At 45.9% G+C, this 17,993-nt stretch carries 13 protein-coding genes; 11 read left to right on the forward strand and 2 right to left on the reverse strand.

Annotated elements, in window-relative coordinates:
* Window positions 1-38 precede the first annotated feature (38 nt).
* A complete protein-coding gene (locus ACYVGO_RS09125; RefSeq protein WP_460968993.1) occupies window positions 39-899 on the forward strand; it encodes a pirin family protein in 861 nt (286 codons plus the stop codon).
* 107 nt (window positions 900-1,006) lie between these two features.
* Here the strand turns inward: ACYVGO_RS09125 and ACYVGO_RS09130 are convergent, their stop codons facing one another.
* Window positions 1,007-2,272, reverse strand: a complete 1,266-nt coding sequence (locus ACYVGO_RS09130) for a DNA polymerase Y family protein (RefSeq protein ID WP_460968994.1) — start codon at window positions 2,270-2,272, stop codon at window positions 1,007-1,009.
* A 143-nt stretch (window positions 2,273-2,415) separates the two neighbouring features.
* On the opposite strand from ACYVGO_RS09130, the gene ACYVGO_RS09135 reads away from it, so the two are divergent.
* Window positions 2,416-3,105, forward strand: coding sequence for a LexA family transcriptional regulator (locus ACYVGO_RS09135; RefSeq protein ID WP_142776395.1), 690 nt, complete (start codon window positions 2,416-2,418; stop codon window positions 3,103-3,105).
* A gap of 76 nt (window positions 3,106-3,181) precedes the next feature.
* Here ACYVGO_RS09135 and ACYVGO_RS09140 read toward each other — a convergent pair whose 3' ends face one another.
* Window positions 3,182-4,960 (reverse strand): ABC transporter ATP-binding protein, encoded by a 1,779-nt coding sequence (locus tag ACYVGO_RS09140; protein WP_460968995.1) that lies wholly within the window; start codon window positions 4,958-4,960, stop codon window positions 3,182-3,184.
* Between the two features lie 214 nt (window positions 4,961-5,174).
* On the opposite strand from ACYVGO_RS09140, the gene fusA reads away from it, so the two are divergent.
* The 9 genes from fusA to ACYVGO_RS09185 all read left to right on the forward strand — a co-directional run bounded on the left by fusA (window position 5,175) and on the right by ACYVGO_RS09185 (window position 17,991).
* The gene (fusA, locus tag ACYVGO_RS09145; protein WP_460968996.1) at window positions 5,175-7,286 is read left to right on the forward strand and encodes an elongation factor G; all 2,112 of its coding nucleotides are present in this window, start codon (window positions 5,175-5,177) and stop codon (window positions 7,284-7,286) included.
* Between the two features lie 106 nt (window positions 7,287-7,392).
* The gene (rpsJ, locus tag ACYVGO_RS09150; RefSeq protein ID WP_012930032.1) at window positions 7,393-7,698 is read left to right on the forward strand and encodes a 30S ribosomal protein S10; all 306 of its coding nucleotides are present in this window, start codon (window positions 7,393-7,395) and stop codon (window positions 7,696-7,698) included.
* 178 nt (window positions 7,699-7,876) lie between these two features.
* A complete protein-coding gene (mutL, locus tag ACYVGO_RS09155; RefSeq protein WP_460968997.1) occupies window positions 7,877-9,937 on the forward strand; it encodes a DNA mismatch repair endonuclease MutL in 2,061 nt (686 codons plus the stop codon).
* A 37-nt stretch (window positions 9,938-9,974) separates the two neighbouring features.
* The gene (locus ACYVGO_RS09160; protein ID WP_142776401.1) at window positions 9,975-10,754 is read left to right on the forward strand and encodes a rhomboid family intramembrane serine protease; all 780 of its coding nucleotides are present in this window, start codon (window positions 9,975-9,977) and stop codon (window positions 10,752-10,754) included.
* A 2-nt stretch (window positions 10,755-10,756) separates the two neighbouring features.
* The gene (locus ACYVGO_RS09165) at window positions 10,757-11,680 is read left to right on the forward strand and encodes a rhomboid family intramembrane serine protease (RefSeq protein WP_142776402.1); all 924 of its coding nucleotides are present in this window, start codon (window positions 10,757-10,759) and stop codon (window positions 11,678-11,680) included.
* Between the two features lie 253 nt (window positions 11,681-11,933).
* The gene (gene dxs, locus ACYVGO_RS09170; protein ID WP_460968998.1) at window positions 11,934-13,868 is read left to right on the forward strand and encodes a 1-deoxy-D-xylulose-5-phosphate synthase; all 1,935 of its coding nucleotides are present in this window, start codon (window positions 11,934-11,936) and stop codon (window positions 13,866-13,868) included.
* Between the two features lie 86 nt (window positions 13,869-13,954).
* A complete protein-coding gene (locus tag ACYVGO_RS09175; RefSeq protein WP_460968999.1) occupies window positions 13,955-15,202 on the forward strand; it encodes an aspartate kinase in 1,248 nt (415 codons plus the stop codon).
* A 343-nt stretch (window positions 15,203-15,545) separates the two neighbouring features.
* On the forward strand, window positions 15,546-16,193 hold the full coding sequence (locus ACYVGO_RS09180) for a response regulator transcription factor (protein ID WP_460969000.1): 648 nt from the start codon (window positions 15,546-15,548) through the stop codon (window positions 16,191-16,193).
* Between the two features lie 19 nt (window positions 16,194-16,212).
* Entirely contained in the window at window positions 16,213-17,991 is a 1,779-nt protein-coding gene (locus ACYVGO_RS09185; protein WP_460969001.1) for a sensor histidine kinase, read from the forward strand.
* Window positions 17,992-17,993: the final 2 nt, after the last annotated feature.

Below are 17,993 nucleotides of genomic sequence, written 5' to 3' on the forward strand. Positions count from 1 at the left end.
CTAAGCTTGTTGATGTATTAAATGTAGGTACATTAATTATGTCAACACAACGAACAATTGCTGATATACGCACAGCCACTCCAAACAGTGTTGGTGATGGTTTCATAGGATTAAATGCATTTCATCCACAGGGATCACGCCCGTTCAATCCTTTCTTACTTCTGGATCATCACGGTCCAATGCAGGTGAAGCCATCAAACAAACCCAAAGGTGTTGATCAACACCCACACCGGGGATTTGAAACGGTAACGATTGTATATGAAGGTGCCCTCGAACATCGCGATTCTGCTGGAAATCATGGCAAACTCTTTGCCGGTGATGTGCAATGGATGACGGCCGCATCGGGAATCATTCACGAAGAAAAACATGAGAAGGAGTTTTCCCGTCAGGGAGGTCAGTTGGATTTTGTACAATTGTGGGTCAATCTGCCTGCTAAAGACAAAATGAGTCCACCGAACTACCAGGATATTTCAGCATCGAAAATTCCAACATCCGTATTACCGGGCGGAGGAAATCTACGTGTCATTGCGGGTGAATTAGCGGGCTTACAAGGTCCCGCCAGTACGTTTAGCCCCATTGTTGTAGCGGATTTAACTCTTACCGCTGGGCAATCAGAAACACTCACTATTCCCACTGACTACGCATTGATGATCTACGTACTAAGTGGTTCTGCCAGTCTTATCGGAGAGACTATTAATCGCGGACAACTTGCGCTTATGAATAACGATGGCGATGCGGTTACGCTCTCAACGTCAACAGACGCCAAAGTGCTTATTTTGGCAGGCGAGCCAATCCGGGAGCCATTAGCGGTGTATGGCCCTTTTGTAATGAATACTCGTGAAGAAATTCTGGAAGCATTCGAAGACTTTCAGAATGGAAAAATGGGGGTCTTGAAGTAATGGTCACTCATTGGCATTTGCTTGCACATCATTATATAGACATTTATTGATTTTTCCTGTAAGTGACTTGTATTGACGCGCAAGCAAATGACGATAAATGACCATTTTTATAAATCCTTAATATTCCCAAAACCAATGACATCCCTGTAGATCGGGTTGTCGCGCAGTTCTATTGCCCGAACCAGTTTGTCGGCACCAAACTTTGTTTTTAGATCGTAAAGAGTTTTTCGGAGCTTATTTTTCTGTATATCGTTACTGAATAAACTAAACGGAACCATATCGGCAGCAATGAATCGAAAAACAACTACAGACATACTTCGTAGGTGTTCGTTCAGAACTGGTTCACATGTATGGGCTGCCTGAAATTTCTCCAATCGTTCCCGGATTATTCGATACAGTTCAGGGCCATCCTGCTTAGGATCGGGAAAATGCACTTCATAGTTGTAGGTTTTGCCGGTATGATATCGACAGGAGAATGACATATCCTGACAAAAAATACCCTTTCGGACCATCCGCCGTTCCAGTGTCAGGCAAAGCGATTGCAGTAGTTCATCCAGACGTTCGGTCGTTTGTCGTTGCTCAGTAGAAATTGTTCGCATGGCCGACATACTTTTTAATTCATCATTCGTTGACAAATCAACTTCTCCGCCGAAATTAAGTCGCAGATGCCAATGCCAGCCAACAATACTTTTACAGACCGCCCGTAAATGATCAGGTGAGGCATAGCGCAAATCCAGTGGCGTATGAACACCCCCTGCCTGCAAGCGGGCGGCCATCCGATGGCCAATTCCGGGCAAATCGGTGAGGGTTAATGAACGTAGAACTTCGTCGATCGTTTCGGGGGTGATTACGGTTAGGCCATCAGGCTTTTGTATGTCAGAGGCTAATTTGGCCAGGAATACATTAGGAGCAATACCTATCGAGCAGCGCAGCCAATCCCCAACCTTCCCTTTAATAGCCTGTTTAATAGCCAACGCCACCTGCCGCATATCTTTATACACGAGTTGGTAGTTCGTTAAATCCACTACTGCTTCGTCAATACTTTTAGGCACCACATCATCCGAAAATGTTCGAAGTACCTCAACAATCTTGACGTGGTATTCCCGATACCGATTAGGATGGGTTTCAACCGGAACAAGGTCTGGGCATAGCATAATGGCCTGATCTAAACGCATCCCCGTTTTTACTCCCTGCAATTTGGCTTCTACGGAAGGGGCAATCACGCAGCCATGCCGTCCCGTATAAACACATACGCCAACTGGCCGGCCACGCAGCCAATAATTATCCTGTTGTTCGCAGGATGCAAAGAAACTGTTCATATCCACGAATAACATCGTTGGGTTTGTATGCGAACTAAGTCGATTCCGGTTCATCAATTTTTGGCTAAGAATGTGGCTTTTCGTATAGTCATTCGTCTGTATTTATAGTATATTTGCTGTAATACAAGCGCAATATATTTTACTTGTATTATACTATCAACTATCTATCTGCTAATGGCAGGAATTAGTTTAAAATAATTATTACTACTGTGACTATCCAGGACCGACTAAAGCAGGTTTTCGACGCCCTAGGCATTACTATTTATCAGATAGCCAAAGAGTTAGGCGAAAACCCATCGAAATTTTATAATATTCTGAACGGTCGGGCAAAACCCTCCTACGACACAATAATGAGCTTGCTGGCCTGTTACCCACAGATCAGCGCTGATTTCCTGATTCGTGGCATTACACCTGTTCTAAATCCACCCGAAGGAAACGCTCAGTTAATGCTGGTCAGTGACGACACAATCGAAGTTCCGTTTGTGCCAGTTAAGTTTTATGCCACATTTGTTGAGAGCTACTCTGATACAATTAGCCCAGCAGACACCGAGTCTTTTCGGGTGCGCAAACCGTTACTAAAAGGCCATAAAAACCCGGTTGTGCTGGAAATTTCGGGCAGTAGTATGAGCCCACAACTAACGCATGGCGCCAAAGTATTGGCGGTCCCCATCAGTGAAAACAACTGGGAATACCAGTCAGGGGGAGTGTATGCCGTGATGTACAGGGATTATTTTGTGGTCAAGCGCATCCGCGATAATGAGCTGTTAACCCGCAAGTACCTTACGCTACATTCCGACAACCCAAACGGAGGTAATGTAACGGTACCTCTACAGGACATTCGGGGACTGTGGAAAATAGTAGCGATTGTAGAAGCCCCCGTTGAATAAGTAATTAGTTAAATAGTCAAAATGGTCAGGCGTTGATAATCAATGTTTGACGGCTCCTGACCATAGTTGACCAATCTTAAACTCCATCCTGCTCCATCACCTCTTTTTGGTGCGCCCACATTTCCTGGAAAATTGGGCTACGTTGACGGAGGTCGGTGAAACTTCCCTCATCGACGATTCTGCCATCCTGCATAATATAAATATAGTCGAATAGGGGTAGCAGGTGAAGCCTGTGGAGGGTGGACACAATGGCTTTATCAGCAAACTCACGTAGGAGGCCCCGGTAAATTGCCAGCTCAGTTTTTGGATCTACACTGCTAGTTGGCTCATCCAAGAGAACAATATCGCTTGACCGGGCCGCCAATACACCCCTTGCTAATGCCAATCGTTGCCGTTGTCCGCCGGACAAATTCACGCCTTTTTCCTGAATATTTGTATCCAGACCGTTCGGAAGTTGCTTTACAACGTCTGTAAAGTGAGCAACCCGGCACACATCATTGACTTCCTCCTCACCAAACGGTAGACCGAGGGTGATGTTATACGCAATTGTATTCTCAAAAATTTCCGGCTCCTGCGGAAACAGGGTCACCGTATTGGCAACCGCATTCAGATCGGGAATGGGTTGCCCATCTACGCGCACCGATAACCCCGACTCGGGTAAATACAAACCACGTAACAATGTTAGTAACGTACTTTTACCGGAGCCGCTTTCACCAATAAAGGCCACTCGCTTACCTCGGGCCAACTGAATCTGCAGATCAATCAAATTGGGTACTTTTTGTGTAGAGCTGCCCACACGTCCATGGGAAAAGTTGAGACCAGCAATATCGATAATACGCCAATTTACAGGCAAGGTTTCATGTTCTGGACGCTCATGACGGGCATAGGCTTCACCAATACCACGTGCGGTCTGAACGTCGGTGTTGAACTGAACAATCTGCGTGTATTGCCAGGCAACATCATGAAACACACTCGTAAACTGATTGACATAACCCAATAAGGTTACCAGGCCGCCAATCAGAAATACCTGCCCCGGAACATAATGCTGATAGATATAACCTGAAGCCAGCGTAATATAAATTAAGGCAACCAGCAGCGAAGCAACGAACCATTTCCATTCATTAATCTTCACCTGCCGCATAAACGGTGGAAAAACAAGCGCAACTTTACTAGCCAATGCCTGTTGAATTCGCTCCTCCAACCGTAGCGTGATCACAGTACTAATATTGGACAGGCTGTCGAACAGGGTTGACGAAACAATATGCTCTCGCTCGTTAGTTTCGTCCAGCGCTTTAATAAATGGCCTGTCGAAACGAAGAATTACCCAAATTGTTAGGGCGCCCAACGCCACCCCTACCAGCCCAAAAGCAGGGGAAAAATAGAGCATAGCACCGAACGAAAACACAAATTTTGATAGGGCCTGAAGGTAAATGAAGCCATCCTGAAAAAATGTTTTGAGTGCATCATACGCTTTTCGGATTCGATTGATGGTAGCCCCGCTATGGTGATCTTTATGCCAGCCAACCGGTAGATGCAAGGTCTGATGAAACAACTCATCCAGAAAATTACGGCTCAAATTAAACGCCAGTCGCCGTTCCATAACCCGTGCTGGCCCATGAAACGCCCACTCCAGCAACTCTAATCCCATATAGCCCCCCGCATACAACCAGACTAGTTGTAGAATAGCCGTTTCCTGCTGCTGAAGTTTGCCAATGAACCAGCCAAATAGCAAAGGACGCAAGGCCGCTACCACATTGGCCATGACAAACAGAAAATAGACTAGTATGTATTGCCGTTTTTCCTGTCGGGCATACGTCCAGGCTGTTCGGAGTAAGGCTATGTATGGATTTTGCATGATTCCAAGTTACAGTCTCATTTTCTAAAACCTAGTTAACTAGTAGAATGGACAAAAAAGGAGAATAGTTTCTACGATATTCTTAGCCTATCCATTGGTTTTGTGGTTGACTTTCAGTAATTTTGCGTCCTGATTTACAAAAGGGTCATCTGCCTCTTGTAGTGACCCTTTCCTTTCGAGTTCAGAAAAACATAACTTTCAGTATAACAAGCTAATGGCTCGCGATTTAAATTTCACGAGAAACATCGGTATCGCTGCCCACATTGATGCGGGTAAGACGACCACAACCGAACGAATTCTCTATTACGCCGGGGTAAGCCACAAAATTGGTGAGGTACACGATGGTGCCGCAACGATGGACTGGATGGAACAGGAGCAAGAGCGGGGGATTACGATCACCTCGGCCGCTACGACTGTTGACTGGACCTACCGTGAACAAAAGTACCACATCAACATTATTGACACACCTGGCCACGTTGACTTCACTGTTGAAGTAAACCGCTCCCTGCGTGTACTTGATGGGTTGGTGTTCCTGTTTAGCGCCGTTGATGGCGTTGAGCCTCAGTCAGAAACCAACTGGCGTCTGGCTAACAATTACAACGTAGCTCGCTTAGGCTTCGTCAATAAAATGGACCGCTCCGGTGCCGATTTCCTGAACGTGTGCAAGCAGGTGAAGGAAATGCTGGGTAGCTACGCAGTTCCTCTTCAATTACCGATCGGTGAAGAAGAAAACTTCAAAGGTGTTGTTGACCTCGTTAACTTCCGCGGAATCCAGTGGAACGAAGACGACAAAGGGATGACTTTCCGTGAAGTTCCTATTCCGGCTGATATGCTGGACGAAGCAACCGAATGGCGTGAGAAGCTTCTTGAAGCAGTTGCCGAATTCGACGATTCGCTGATGGAAAAGTATTTCGAAGATCCTGAATCAATTTCGGAAGACGAAATACTGGCGGCTCTGCGTAAAGCAACTATCTCGATGAAAATCGTGCCAATGCTTTGCGGTTCGTCGTTCAAAAACAAGGGTGTTCAAACCATGCTTGACTACGTGATGGCCCTGTTGCCATCGCCAATGGACAAGGAAAGTATCAAAGGAACCAATCCAGATACAGGTGAGGAGATTTCCCGGAAGCCTTCGTCAACGGAACCCTTCTCGGCACTTGCGTTCAAAATTGCTACTGACCCATATGTAGGCCGTTTGTGCTTTGTACGTTCGTACTCGGGTGTACTGGAATCAGGTTCTTACATCCTGAACAACCGGTCGGGTAACAAAGAGCGGATTTCGCGGATTTTCCAGATGCACGCGAACAAGCAAAACCAGATCGATCGCTTGGAAGCAGGTGACATTGGTGCTGTAGTTGGCTTTAAAGACATCAAAACCGGCGATACGCTGTCGGATGAGAAGCACCCAATCGTTCTGGAATCAATGGTATTCCCAGAGCCCGTTATTGGTTACGCGATCGAGCCTAAGAAATCAGCGGATCAGGATAACTTCTCGAAAGCAATTGGTAAACTGATTGAAGAAGATCCAACCCTTAAAGTTGAATCGAACGAAGAAACCGGCCAGACCATTATCCGTGGTATGGGTGAGCTTCACCTCGAAATCATCATCGACCGGATGCGTCGTGAGTTCAAGGTAGAAGTAAACCAGGGTGCACCACAGGTAGCTTATAAAGAGAAGCTTACTAAAAATGTTGAACACCGCGAAGTTTACAAGAAACAAACGGGTGGTCGCGGTAAGTTTGCCGACATCGTTTTTGAACTCGGACCTCGTACCGAAGATGAAACGGGTGTTATCCAGCCTGGATTAGAGTTCGTTAATGGCATTGTTGGTGGTGTAATTCCTCGCGAATTTATCCCGGCTGTACAAAAAGGCTTTGATGAATCGCTGAAAAACGGTCCGCTGGCTGGCTTCCCACTCGAAAGCATGAAAGTCCGGTTATTCCACGGTTCGTACCACGACGTTGACTCCGACTCGCTCTCGTTTGAAATGGCAGCTCGTTTAGGCTTCCGCGAAGCGGCTCGTCAGGCTGGTCCGAAACTGCTCGAACCAATCATGGCCGTTGAAGTACTGACTCCCGAAGAATACACGGGTCCAATCACAGGGGATTTGAACCGTCGTCGGGGTGTTATGAAAGGTATGGATACCAAAGCTGGGTCACAAGTGATCAAGGCTGATGTTCCTCTTTCAGAACTGTTCGGCTACGTAACGGATCTTCGTACTATGTCGTCGGGTCGTGCTACGGCTAACCTGACGTTTGCACACTATGAAGTAGTACCCCAGAACATTTCGGATACGGTTGTAGCGAAAGAAAAAGGTGGTAAATAATCAATAGCATTGGGCAACTGGTCAAAACTGACCGGTTGCCCATTTTTTGTGTCGTTGGAGTAAATGGTTCTTTCGGCGGCACTTTCACATAACGAACCAAAACACAATGAGCCAGAAAATTCGCATTAAGCTGAAATCGTTCGACCACATGCTGGTTGACAAGTCGGCAGAAAAAATCGTGAAAGCGGTTAAATCGACGGGTGCTATCGTAAGCGGCCCCATCCCCCTGCCAACCAACAAAGAAATCTACACGGTTCTTCGTTCGCCCCACGTGAACAAGAAAGCACGGGAACAATTCCAACTTTGCACCTACAAGCGGTTAGTAGATATCTACAGCAGCAGTGCAAAAACGGTTGACGCCCTGATGAAACTCGAATTGCCGAGTGGTGTTGATGTAGAAATCAAAGTCTAACGACTTCTTTCTTAAGGCTTGCAATGCCGCAAGTGCGAATCCTACAGGTTTCGGGCTTGCGGCATTTTCGTCTATAATCAATTCCCTTTCGTTTCGTTGAATTATACGTACAATCTGCCTGTTATTTTTGTATATTGTATGACAGGGCGACACGCCGTCCTGGGAGATTTTATCCGTTATGTTAAACGTCATTCAGCTACTGCCCGACTCAATAGCCAACCAGATTGCGGCTGGTGAGGTCGTGCAGCGGCCAGCCTCGGTGGTAAAAGAGTTGCTTGAAAACTCGGTCGATGCAAAAGCCAAATCGGTTCAGGTTATTATCCGTGAAGCGGGCCGCAACCTGATTCAGATTGTGGACGATGGCCTTGGTATGACTGAAACCGATGCCCGCATGAGCTTTGAGCGTCATGCCACGTCTAAAATTCGGTCGTCCGATGATTTATTCCGCATTCGTACAATGGGTTTCCGGGGTGAAGCACTGGCTTCTATTGCCGCCGTGGCCCAGGTTGAGATGCGTACACGCCGGGCCAGTGATGAGTTGGGGACATTGGTGCGGATAGAAGGCTCAGATATTAAGGCGCAGGAAGCCATTTCATGTTTGCCAGGGACAAACATTCTCATTAAAAATTTATTTTTCAACGTACCCGCCCGACGTAATTTCCTGAAATCGAACTCGGTGGAGATGCGTCATATTATCGACGAGTTTCAGCGCGTAGCGCTGGCTAACCCTGAGGTGGGTTTTTCGCTGTTCCATAACGATCAGGAAATTTATAACCTGCCAGCCGGAAAGCTTAGTCGACGAATTGTTGACATGTTTGGCAAAAGTTACCGGGAACAGTTGAACTTCTGCGAGGAGCAAACTCCCTACGTAACAGTACACGGCTACATAGGAAAGCCAGAATCGGCGAAGAAAGCGCGGAATGAGCAATTCTTTTTTGTCAATAATCGCTTTATAAAGCATAACTATCTGCACCACGCCGTTGTGGGTGCTTATGAAGGTACGCTCCCTGAAGGCAGTCACCCTTTTTATGTGCTGTTTATAGACATCGACCCATCGCACATCGACATTAACATACACCCCACTAAAACGGAGATAAAGTTCGATGACGAACGATCAGTTTATGCCATCATGATGGCTGCCGTCCGGAAAGCGGTCGGGGTATATAATTTATCACCTTCGCTTGATTTCGACTCTGATGTTAATTTCCTGGCAGGAGTGCGGCCTGATACGTCGAAATCGCAATCTGGGGGTACAGCTGTTCTTCAGCCAACCTCTAAAGTAAATGGCCCAGGTACGAGTTCAGCGCGCCCAATCACACCTTCGTGGGCGTCTGGAGCAGGCCAGCGCCAGCCCGCACTAGAACGCACTTCATTACGAACTGATGCCTTAGACAAAGCTGCTGGTAGCGGCTTCGATGTTCCTAAAAAACCGAACACAGACCGGCCATCGGTCAATAACTGGAAAACCTTGTATGAAGGTGTAGCTGGGACAGAAATTCCTGAGACTTCACTGGATCCTGGTGAAACAGGGGGCGACTGGTTAGGACCCTCTAAACAAACCACGGCATTACAGAACCAGCCTTCAGCTGAGAGCGAGCCCATTACAATGGGTAGTCGGGCCAATCAGCTACCAGTTGGTTTAGAATCATCTGAACAGGTGGTTCCCATGCTGGTTGAAGATGAAAATATTGTACAGGTGCAAAATCGTTACCTTTTGGCACCTATCAAGTCTGGAATACTGCTGATTGATCAACGTCGAGCTTATGAACGAATTTTGTACGATCAGTTTCACACTGCCCTAACCAAGCAGAATGGCGTTTCGCAACAATTATTATTCCCTAAAACGATTACGCTGGCTCCGGTCGATTTTCAATTAGCGCTCGAACTTCATGAGGATTTAACCCATCTCGGGTTTGAATTCGACGAACTGGGGGCGAACACATTTGTGATTCGGGGTGTTCCAACCTTGACAATGGGCGAAAATGAAGAAGAACTTTTCGCTAATTTGCTCGCTCAATTGCGGGCTGATACTGGCCGGTTGAAGCTTGACAAGATCGAGTCGATGGCACGTTCTATGGCACGCCGGTCATCTATGCATCATATAGCCCGCCTGAGTGCTACTGAGTGTCGAGCCTTAGTAAATCAATTGTTCGCATCAACGAACCCTAGCTATACGCCTACCGGCGAACCAGTGACAGTTGTGCTTACGTTAGATAAAATTGCAGGACTTTTGCGCTGATTATTGCGTTAATCCGCCTAAATTAGTTGATATTAAGATGTTTAACCTTACTCCAGTAGTTCGCGTATTATTAATTATAAACGTAGTAGTCTTTCTGGTTACGAATGATGCGATTATTGACCAATTTGGCCTGCATTCGTTTCTGTCTGACAAATTCAATCCGATTCAGTTATTGACGCACATGTTCTTGCATGGTGGCTTTAACCACATTTTCAGTAACATGATTGGGTTAGTCGTTTTTGGCCCATTGCTGGAGCAATTTTGGGGACCACGTCGATTTACGTTTTTTTACTTTTTTTGCGGTTTAGGTTCTGCATTATTATTCTCGGGCGTAAACTATTTTGAGATGCACGACGTATATGAATCCATTCAGACCTATCGTGCAAACCCTAGTTTTGAGAGCTTTTCGGCCTTCATTGACCAGCATGCTGGCTCCTATTATGACCGACTAGCTCCGTTTATGGAGCAGTTTAAACAGTTTCCAAAAGATAGTAAAACTATTGAGGCTAGTATAACCATTGCCAATCGAATTCTCACAAGTCAGGTCGATGAACCAATGGTAGGTGCTTCTGGTGCCGTTTTTGGCGTAATTATGGGTTTTGGCTTATTGTTTCCGAACACTGAGTTATTTTTATTGTTTCTACCTATACCGATTAAAGCAAAGTACCTCGTTATCTTTTACGGAGCCTTTGAACTTTACTCGGGAATTTATCGGGCACAAGCCGATAACGTTGCTCATTTCGCTCATATAGGCGGAATGTTATTTGCATTTATTCTCGTGAAATACTGGGGTTCCCAACGAAAAACGTTTTACTAGTGATGAGCGGCTTATTCGAGGATTTTCGGAGCGAATTCAATAAGCCCAACAATACGTTGGTGCAATTGATCTTGATCAATACGGTTGTTTTTCTGGTCTTGTTGCTGACGAAAGTCAGCCTGACAATGGCCGAGAAACTATTCGTATATGATTTTATACAGGAGCAGTTAATGCTCCCTGGTACATTGAGTGCATTTCTGCACAAACCCTGGACGCTGTTCACTTACTTTTTCACGCATGAGGAGATTTTCCATATTCTCTATAACATGCTGTTCTTGTACTGGTTCGGTCGGCTTATTGATGAATACTTGGGCAACCGAAGGCTCATTGGCCTATACATTATGGGAGGAATTGCGGGTGGATTGCTCTTCCTGGCTATGTACAATTTGGTTCCCTATTTCCGAAATCAGGAAATTACTCCACCTATGCTGGGTGCATCCGCAGCGGCCTTTTCGGTAGCTGTAGGGGCAGCTACATTGCTACCTAATTATACCTTCCATTTGCTCTTCTTTGGCCCAGTTCGTATCAAATACATTGTCTTCTTCTTTATTGTCCTTTCGGTTGCGCAATCCGCAGGGACGAATGCAGGAGGGAATCTGGCACACTTAGGTGGCGCATTAATGGGATTTTTCTACGTTAAGTTGCTGCAAAATGGTACAGACTTGGGTCGCCCGATTTACTGGATAGCCGATGGATGGAGTAATTTACTTAAACCAAAACCAGCCGTTAAGGTGTCCTATCGCCAACGAAGTAATGCCAGTACACAGGCAAGTTCGTATGTCTCATCAACAGGCACAGCGTCGTCCATATCAACACCCGACCAGGATGAAGTTGATACGATCCTGGATAAAATTTCACGATCTGGTTACGAAAGTTTAACCCGTGAGGAAAAGCAAAAGCTTTTTCGGGCCAGTCAGCGAAATTAAAAGAAGCAAAGAGGTACTGAGTTGTCCTCAAAAACGATGACTCGTTATGTAGTATAATTCAATTGAAACTATTTCTTTTTAAAATCTAAGCCTTTGTTGCCGACGTATATATACAGAGGCACAGAGGCTTAGATTTTTTATAGTTGTTAAAAAAACTGTAGCTTCGTTGTTTCAATACAATGGGCAAACCACCAACAGAACAATCTATTCTGGACGTGTGTTGTTGTAAGACAGACGTTTATCTGCTATCACCATGCTGATTACCCCTGGCAGTCTTTTAGCCACAATTAATACTCCCAACGACCTTCGTAAACTCGATAAATCCCGCTTACCTCAGGTTGCCGATGAACTCCGTCAGTTTATTATCGACGATGTTTCGGTTTATGGTGGCCATTTTGGAGCTAGTCTGGGGGTAGTTGAACTAACCGTTGCGCTTCATTACGTTTTTAATACCCCTGACGATCAACTAATTTGGGATGTAGGCCATCAGGCTTATGGACACAAAATTCTGACAGGCCGCCGGGAGCGTTTTCATACAAATCGGTTCTACAAAGGCCTTTCAGGCTTTCCGAAGCGGAAAGAAAGTCCTTACGACTCCTTTGGTGTAGGCCATTCGTCTACGTCTATTTCGGCCGCTTTAGGCATGGCTGTGGCCTCACAGTTGCAGGGGAATTTTCAGCGAAATCACATTGCTGTTATTGGTGATGGCGCTTTAACCGCTGGCGAAGCCTTTGAAGGCATGAATCATGCTGGCGCAACGGATAGCAATTTGCTCATTGTGCTGAATGACAATTGCATGAGCATCGACCCCAATGTGGGCGCGCTACGCGAATATCTCACCGACATTACAACCTCGCAAACCTATAATAAGGTTAAAGACGAAGTCTGGAATTTACTCGGTAAAATGGATAAACTGGGTAAAACAGCGCAGGAATTAGTATCGCAGGTGCAGTCGGGAATTAAAAGTTCGTTACTGGAACAGAGTAATTTGTTCGAGTCATTGCACCTACGTTATTTTGGCCCGATTGATGGTCACGATATTGATCATCTGGTCAGTGTGCTGGCCGATCTTAAGAATATTCCAGGCCCCAAATTATTGCACATCCTGACCGTAAAAGGAAAAGGGTATGCTCCTGCCGAAAAAGACCAGACCAAGTGGCATGCACCCGGTTTGTTTGACAAAGTCACGGGGGTCATTCAAAAGAAAGTATACGACACACCTCAGCCGCCCAAATATCAGGACGTATTCGGAAACACGTTAGTCGAATTAGCGGAGCAAAACTCACGTATCGTGGGTGTAACGCCAGCTATGCCTTCGGGTTCCTCGATGAATATCATGATGAAGGCCATGCCAAAGCGGGCCTTCGATGTAGGTATTGCCGAACAGCATGCCGTAACGTTCTCGGCGGGGATGGCTACGCAGGGTGAAGTTGTCTTCTGTAATATTTACTCGACGTTCATGCAGCGGGCCTACGATCAGGTTATTCATGACGTCTGCATCCAGGAACTGCCTGTAATTTTTTGTCTAGATCGGGCTGGTTTTGCCGGAGCCGATGGACCAACCCATCACGGAGCCTACGATCTGGCCTATATGCGCTGCATCCCAAATATGATTGTAGCAGCTCCTATGAATGAGCAGGAGTTGCGAAACATGATGTTTACAGCCCAGTCTGATGAAGTACAGCAGGGAAAACAAGCCTTTACAATCCGGTATCCACGGGGCGAAGGCGTGATGCCTAACTGGCGTACTCCCCTCGAAAAACAAACTATTGGTAAAGGCCGCCTAATTAGCGATGGCGAAGACGTTGCTATTCTGACCATTGGTCATATTGGCAATTATGCCATTCAGGCCACAGAGATGCTGGCGAAAGAAGGTATCCGACCTGCCCATTTTGATATGCGTTACGTAAAGCCGCTGGACGAAGAGATGCTTCATCAGATTTTTAGTCGTTTCAACCGCGTTCTAACGGTTGAAGATGGCTGTATAATGGGCGGTTTCGGTAGTGCGGTACTGGAGTTTATGGCCAATCATGGCTATATGGCCCGAGTTAAACGATTAGGTATTCCTGATGCTGTTATCGAACATGGTGAGCAAATCGAGCTTCATCATGAGTGCGGCTTTGATCCGCAAGGTATTGCCGATGCCGTTCGGGAGTTACTATTTACCAGCAAGACCATAGCCGTATAAAATTCTATTTTCGACAGGATTACCGGATTAACAGAAAATTATTTCACTCTGTTAATCCGGTAATCCTGTCTATTTTTTTTGCGTATATGAAAGTTTTCAAATTTGGTGGAGCCTCCGTAAAAGATGCAGATGGTGTTCGTAATCTGGCCGAAATTGTTCGGACGCAGGGTCAGGATGTTCTGGTCGTTGTATCGGCGATGGGCAAAACTACCAATGCACTTGAGGACCTTGTTCGCGCTTATGTGAATCAACAAGCAGACAATGTTCACACTGGATTGGCCACTATAAAAGCGTATCACAAACAAGTTATCAGTGATCTAGCCCTAACAGGGGAGTTTAGTCCGGTTTATGAGACATTCGCTCAACTGGAATCCTATTTGTCGCAAAAACCCAATGGCTCATACGACGAGATCTATGATCAGATCGTTTCATTAGGTGAAGTGTTGTCTACCCAAATTATAGCTGCCTATCTACAGCAACGTGCTATTACAGCCCAGTGGCTGGATGCTCGGCAGTTGGTCTGTACCGATACAACCTTTCGTGAAGGCCGAGTTGACTGGGAGGAAACCGGCCTGCGTATTAACCAGAACGTACCTGAAACTGGCGTCAAAATAACCCAGGGATTCGTTGGACAAACACAGGCGAATCGGACAACTACGCTTGGCCGCGACGGGTCTGACTACTCGGCAGCCATCTTTGCCTATTGCCTCAATGCCGACAGTGTTACGATCTGGAAAGATGTACCGGGTGTGCTCAATGCCGACCCACGCTGGTTTGACGAAACGATACTATTAGACAAATTAACCTATCAGGATGCAATCGAGTTGGCTTATTATGGGGCTACGGTCATTCATCCCAAAACGATTAAACCTCTGCAAAACAAGGGAATACCACTCTATGTACGGTCGTTTTTAAAGCCGGATGCACCCGGAACCGTTATTGGCAATTTCGAGCAACACCTGTCGACACCCTCATTTATTTTTAAGGTTAATCAGGTCCTGATCTCACTTCGCCCAAACGATTTTTCATTTATTGCCGAAGATAATCTAAGCCGAATTTTTGGCCGTTTTGCCCAGGCTGGGGTGAAAATCAACCTGATGCAGAATACAGCGATCAGCTTTTCGGTCGTTGTCGATAATAATCCTGACCGGGTACCTGCCCTATTGACCCTATTAAAGCAAGATTTTCGGGTTAGTTATAACGATAGTCTGGAGTTAATTACGATTCGTTATTACGATCAGGGCACCATCGACCGTGTTCTGGTCAACAAAAGATTATTACTAGAGCAGAAAAGCCGCTATACCGTGCAACTCGTTGTCAAAGATTTGGGGTAAATACTTCCTTTATAAAGCCTGAAATAATAAGCCACTACGTCCTATTTAACTGACCATCAACTTACTTAATACATCATTCCATTTTTCTATTCATAAGTCCTCTTTTAGGAAACTGGTTAGTCTAACCTGGGAATTTTATAGAATTTCCAGGTTAGCAGCTACTATAGGGTTTTCCCTAAATTTATATAAAGTTGGGTTTTCACTATTCTCTAAGCCGTATCATTAGTCCTATTTTTGCTAAACAAAATTCTATTTACCCAGAAGCGTAAGCATGAGGATGGAGGGTAAATCAACAAGGGAAGCAAGCCAGCAATGTTCCCACGCTACTTATAAAATCAAGTAAATGATACGAGTACTTATAGCAGATGACCATAATGTCTTTGTCGAAGGCATCGAGTCACTTATTTCGGGCGCCCCGGATATCAAGGTGACCGAACGGTGCTATACGGTTCAGTCAGTTATTGAGCGATTAAATCAGACAACAATTGATGTGGTTTTGCTGGACATTTCGTTCCCGCAAATTGAAGATGGGCTTAATCTCTGTGAACATATAACCCGCCTGTACCCAAAGACAAAAGTGGTTGCGCTAACCATGCACGACGATGCCAGTCTCATTAAACGAGTCGTAAAAAAAGGCGCCAGAGGTTATTTACTAAAGAATACAACCAAGGTTGAGCTACTTCAGGCGATCCAGACGGTTCATCATGAGAAGCAATATTTCAACGATACCATTACCCATATTCTGTTAAACGACGGGCCTAAGACTCGAAAATCGACTGCTGGGTCAGCTATAAAACCAAACCTGACACCCCGCGAATCGGAAGTGTTGACGCTCATAGCGCAGGGACTGACAACCCAACAAATGGCAACTCAGCTATTTGTTAGCGCTAAAGCCGTTGAATTTCACCGGAGTAGTTTGCTGATGAAGTTCGGGGTTCCCAATACCGCTTTGCTGATTAAGACGGCTATGGAAATGCACTATATTGATTGACGTTGTGCCCTTTACCCTGATGAAACCCAATTCTACGTCTTCTGTACTCTCCTCCTGGTGGATCATAACCCTCTTGCTCCTTGGGCTAGCTGGCGGGTTCCAGCCAGTTAGGGCTGGGTCGGAATCGGCGTCGATTGATAGCTTGAAAAGGCAGATCAAACAGTTGGTTCAGGATAAGAAATATGGACTGGCGGCAAAATCGTATGAGCATTTAGGCTGGCTATACCATCAGCAGTACGGCTATAACAAATACACCATGGATTCGTACTTCAGCGGATTGAAGTATTACAACCTGATTGGTGATTCGCTGGGCTATTACAACGAGCATATCGTTATCGGCGATTATTACACGCATGATTATTTCATGCAGCCCTATGCCGAGAAGTATTTGCGGAAAGCACAACAGTATTTTGAGCGAACCCACAACATGCCCAAGGTTATCGAATGTCGCCTGGGATTTGCGAACATTGCTCAAAAAAGAGAACCTATACCCAGCGATTTGCTAACTCAGTTGCGTAAAACCGAGCAATTAAGCGCCCAATACAAGCAAACGTATTCGCAGGCTTACGCCCTGAATCTACTGGCAAACACCTATTCGCGGGTCAAACAACCGGATTCTGCGGAGTATTTCGTAGCAAAAAGTTTGACGATGTCTCGTCAATTAAAGATTAACTGGCTGATTGCGTTGAATCACTTTTACCTCGGCATTGTCAACCAGTTCAGAAATCAGTCAACGGCAGCGATTGAGGAATACCAGAAGAGCTTCGTCATCGCTGAATCGGAGCATAACCTGTCTATGCTACGGGAATTATCCAAGCATATGGCCGATAGCTATTCGCGAATGGATGATCACAAAAATGCATACGTATGGTCGCTCAAAGCCCTTGATTTTACGAACCAGTTTTACTCATCCGAGCAGACCAAAAGCATTCGTCTCCAGGAGTTGGACAGTCAGATCAAGACGCTGGCGGTCGAAAAGCAACTGATTGAAGAACAAAGCCGAAATCAGCATGTGCTGAACTCCATGCTGGCCATTGGATTGCTTATCAGCGTATTAGGCGTAGGCGCTCTGATATTCTTGCGTCGTCAGCAAAAGTTGATCGCGCATCAGGAAACGGTCATTGCGCAACAGCAGATTCGGCAGTTGGAATTGAAATCGCTGCGGGCGATGATCGAAGGTCAGGAGGGCGAACGAAGCCGAATTGCCCGCGACCTGCACGATGGGTTGGGTATCCAACTATCCCGGATTAAGCTGTTTGTGGAAGCCCATCAGGAGCAGTTACCCTTATCGGTAAAAGAACCGTTGAACCAGTTTCTGGATGAAGCCTGTACGGAGACACGGCTAATTTCCAACGATTTACGGCCCTATGCGCTATCTACGTTTGGCCTCATTCCGGCGATGGAAGATCTGGTCCAAAAACTAAATCTGGTCAACCAGACAAAACTGATTCTGGAACATTATGGCGAAGTTCCAGATCTGGGTGATGAGGCTTCTGTCATGATTTATCGGGTTGTGCAGGAGCTACTCAACAATGCACTAAAACACGCTGATGCTCAAACCGTTACCATCCAGATAATGACCAGTGACGAAACCACATTGATTAGTGTAGATGACGATGGACGGGGGTATAATTTCGACAGTAAACCGTCACAAGGCAATGGTATCGCCAATATTCAATCACGTATCGCTTACCTGGGCGGGCAGGTTATATGGCAGAGTGAAGCCGGAAAAGGCACCTCCGTCATGATTTCTCTACCCATGCAGAAATTGCTAAAATCCGCGTCCATTTCCGCTTAATA

It is taken from the genome of Spirosoma migulaei, from assembly GCF_054776855.1.

Coding starts and splice junctions, on each gene's coding strand:
- mutL (WP_460968997.1), top strand. CDS start 7,877: ATGTTAAACGTCATTCAGCTACTGCCCGACTCAATAGCCAACCAGATT.
- ACYVGO_RS09165 (WP_142776402.1), top strand. CDS start 10,757: ATGAGCGGCTTATTCGAGGATTTTCGGAGCGAATTCAATAAGCCCAAC.
- rpsJ (WP_012930032.1), top strand. CDS start 7,393: ATGAGCCAGAAAATTCGCATTAAGCTGAAATCGTTCGACCACATGCTG.
- ACYVGO_RS09160 (WP_142776401.1), top strand. CDS start 9,975: ATGTTTAACCTTACTCCAGTAGTTCGCGTATTATTAATTATAAACGTA.
- ACYVGO_RS09185 (WP_460969001.1), top strand. CDS start 16,213: ATGAAACCCAATTCTACGTCTTCTGTACTCTCCTCCTGGTGGATCATA.
- ACYVGO_RS09175 (WP_460968999.1), top strand. CDS start 13,955: ATGAAAGTTTTCAAATTTGGTGGAGCCTCCGTAAAAGATGCAGATGGT.
- ACYVGO_RS09140 (WP_460968995.1), bottom strand. CDS start 4,960: ATGCAAAATCCATACATAGCCTTACTCCGAACAGCCTGGACGTATGCC.
- ACYVGO_RS09125 (WP_460968993.1), top strand. CDS start 39: ATGTCAACACAACGAACAATTGCTGATATACGCACAGCCACTCCAAAC.
- fusA (WP_460968996.1), top strand. CDS start 5,175: ATGGCTCGCGATTTAAATTTCACGAGAAACATCGGTATCGCTGCCCAC.
- dxs (WP_460968998.1), top strand. CDS start 11,934: ATGCTGATTACCCCTGGCAGTCTTTTAGCCACAATTAATACTCCCAAC.
- ACYVGO_RS09180 (WP_460969000.1), top strand. CDS start 15,546: ATGATACGAGTACTTATAGCAGATGACCATAATGTCTTTGTCGAAGGC.
- ACYVGO_RS09130 (WP_460968994.1), bottom strand. CDS start 2,272: ATGAACCGGAATCGACTTAGTTCGCATACAAACCCAACGATGTTATTC.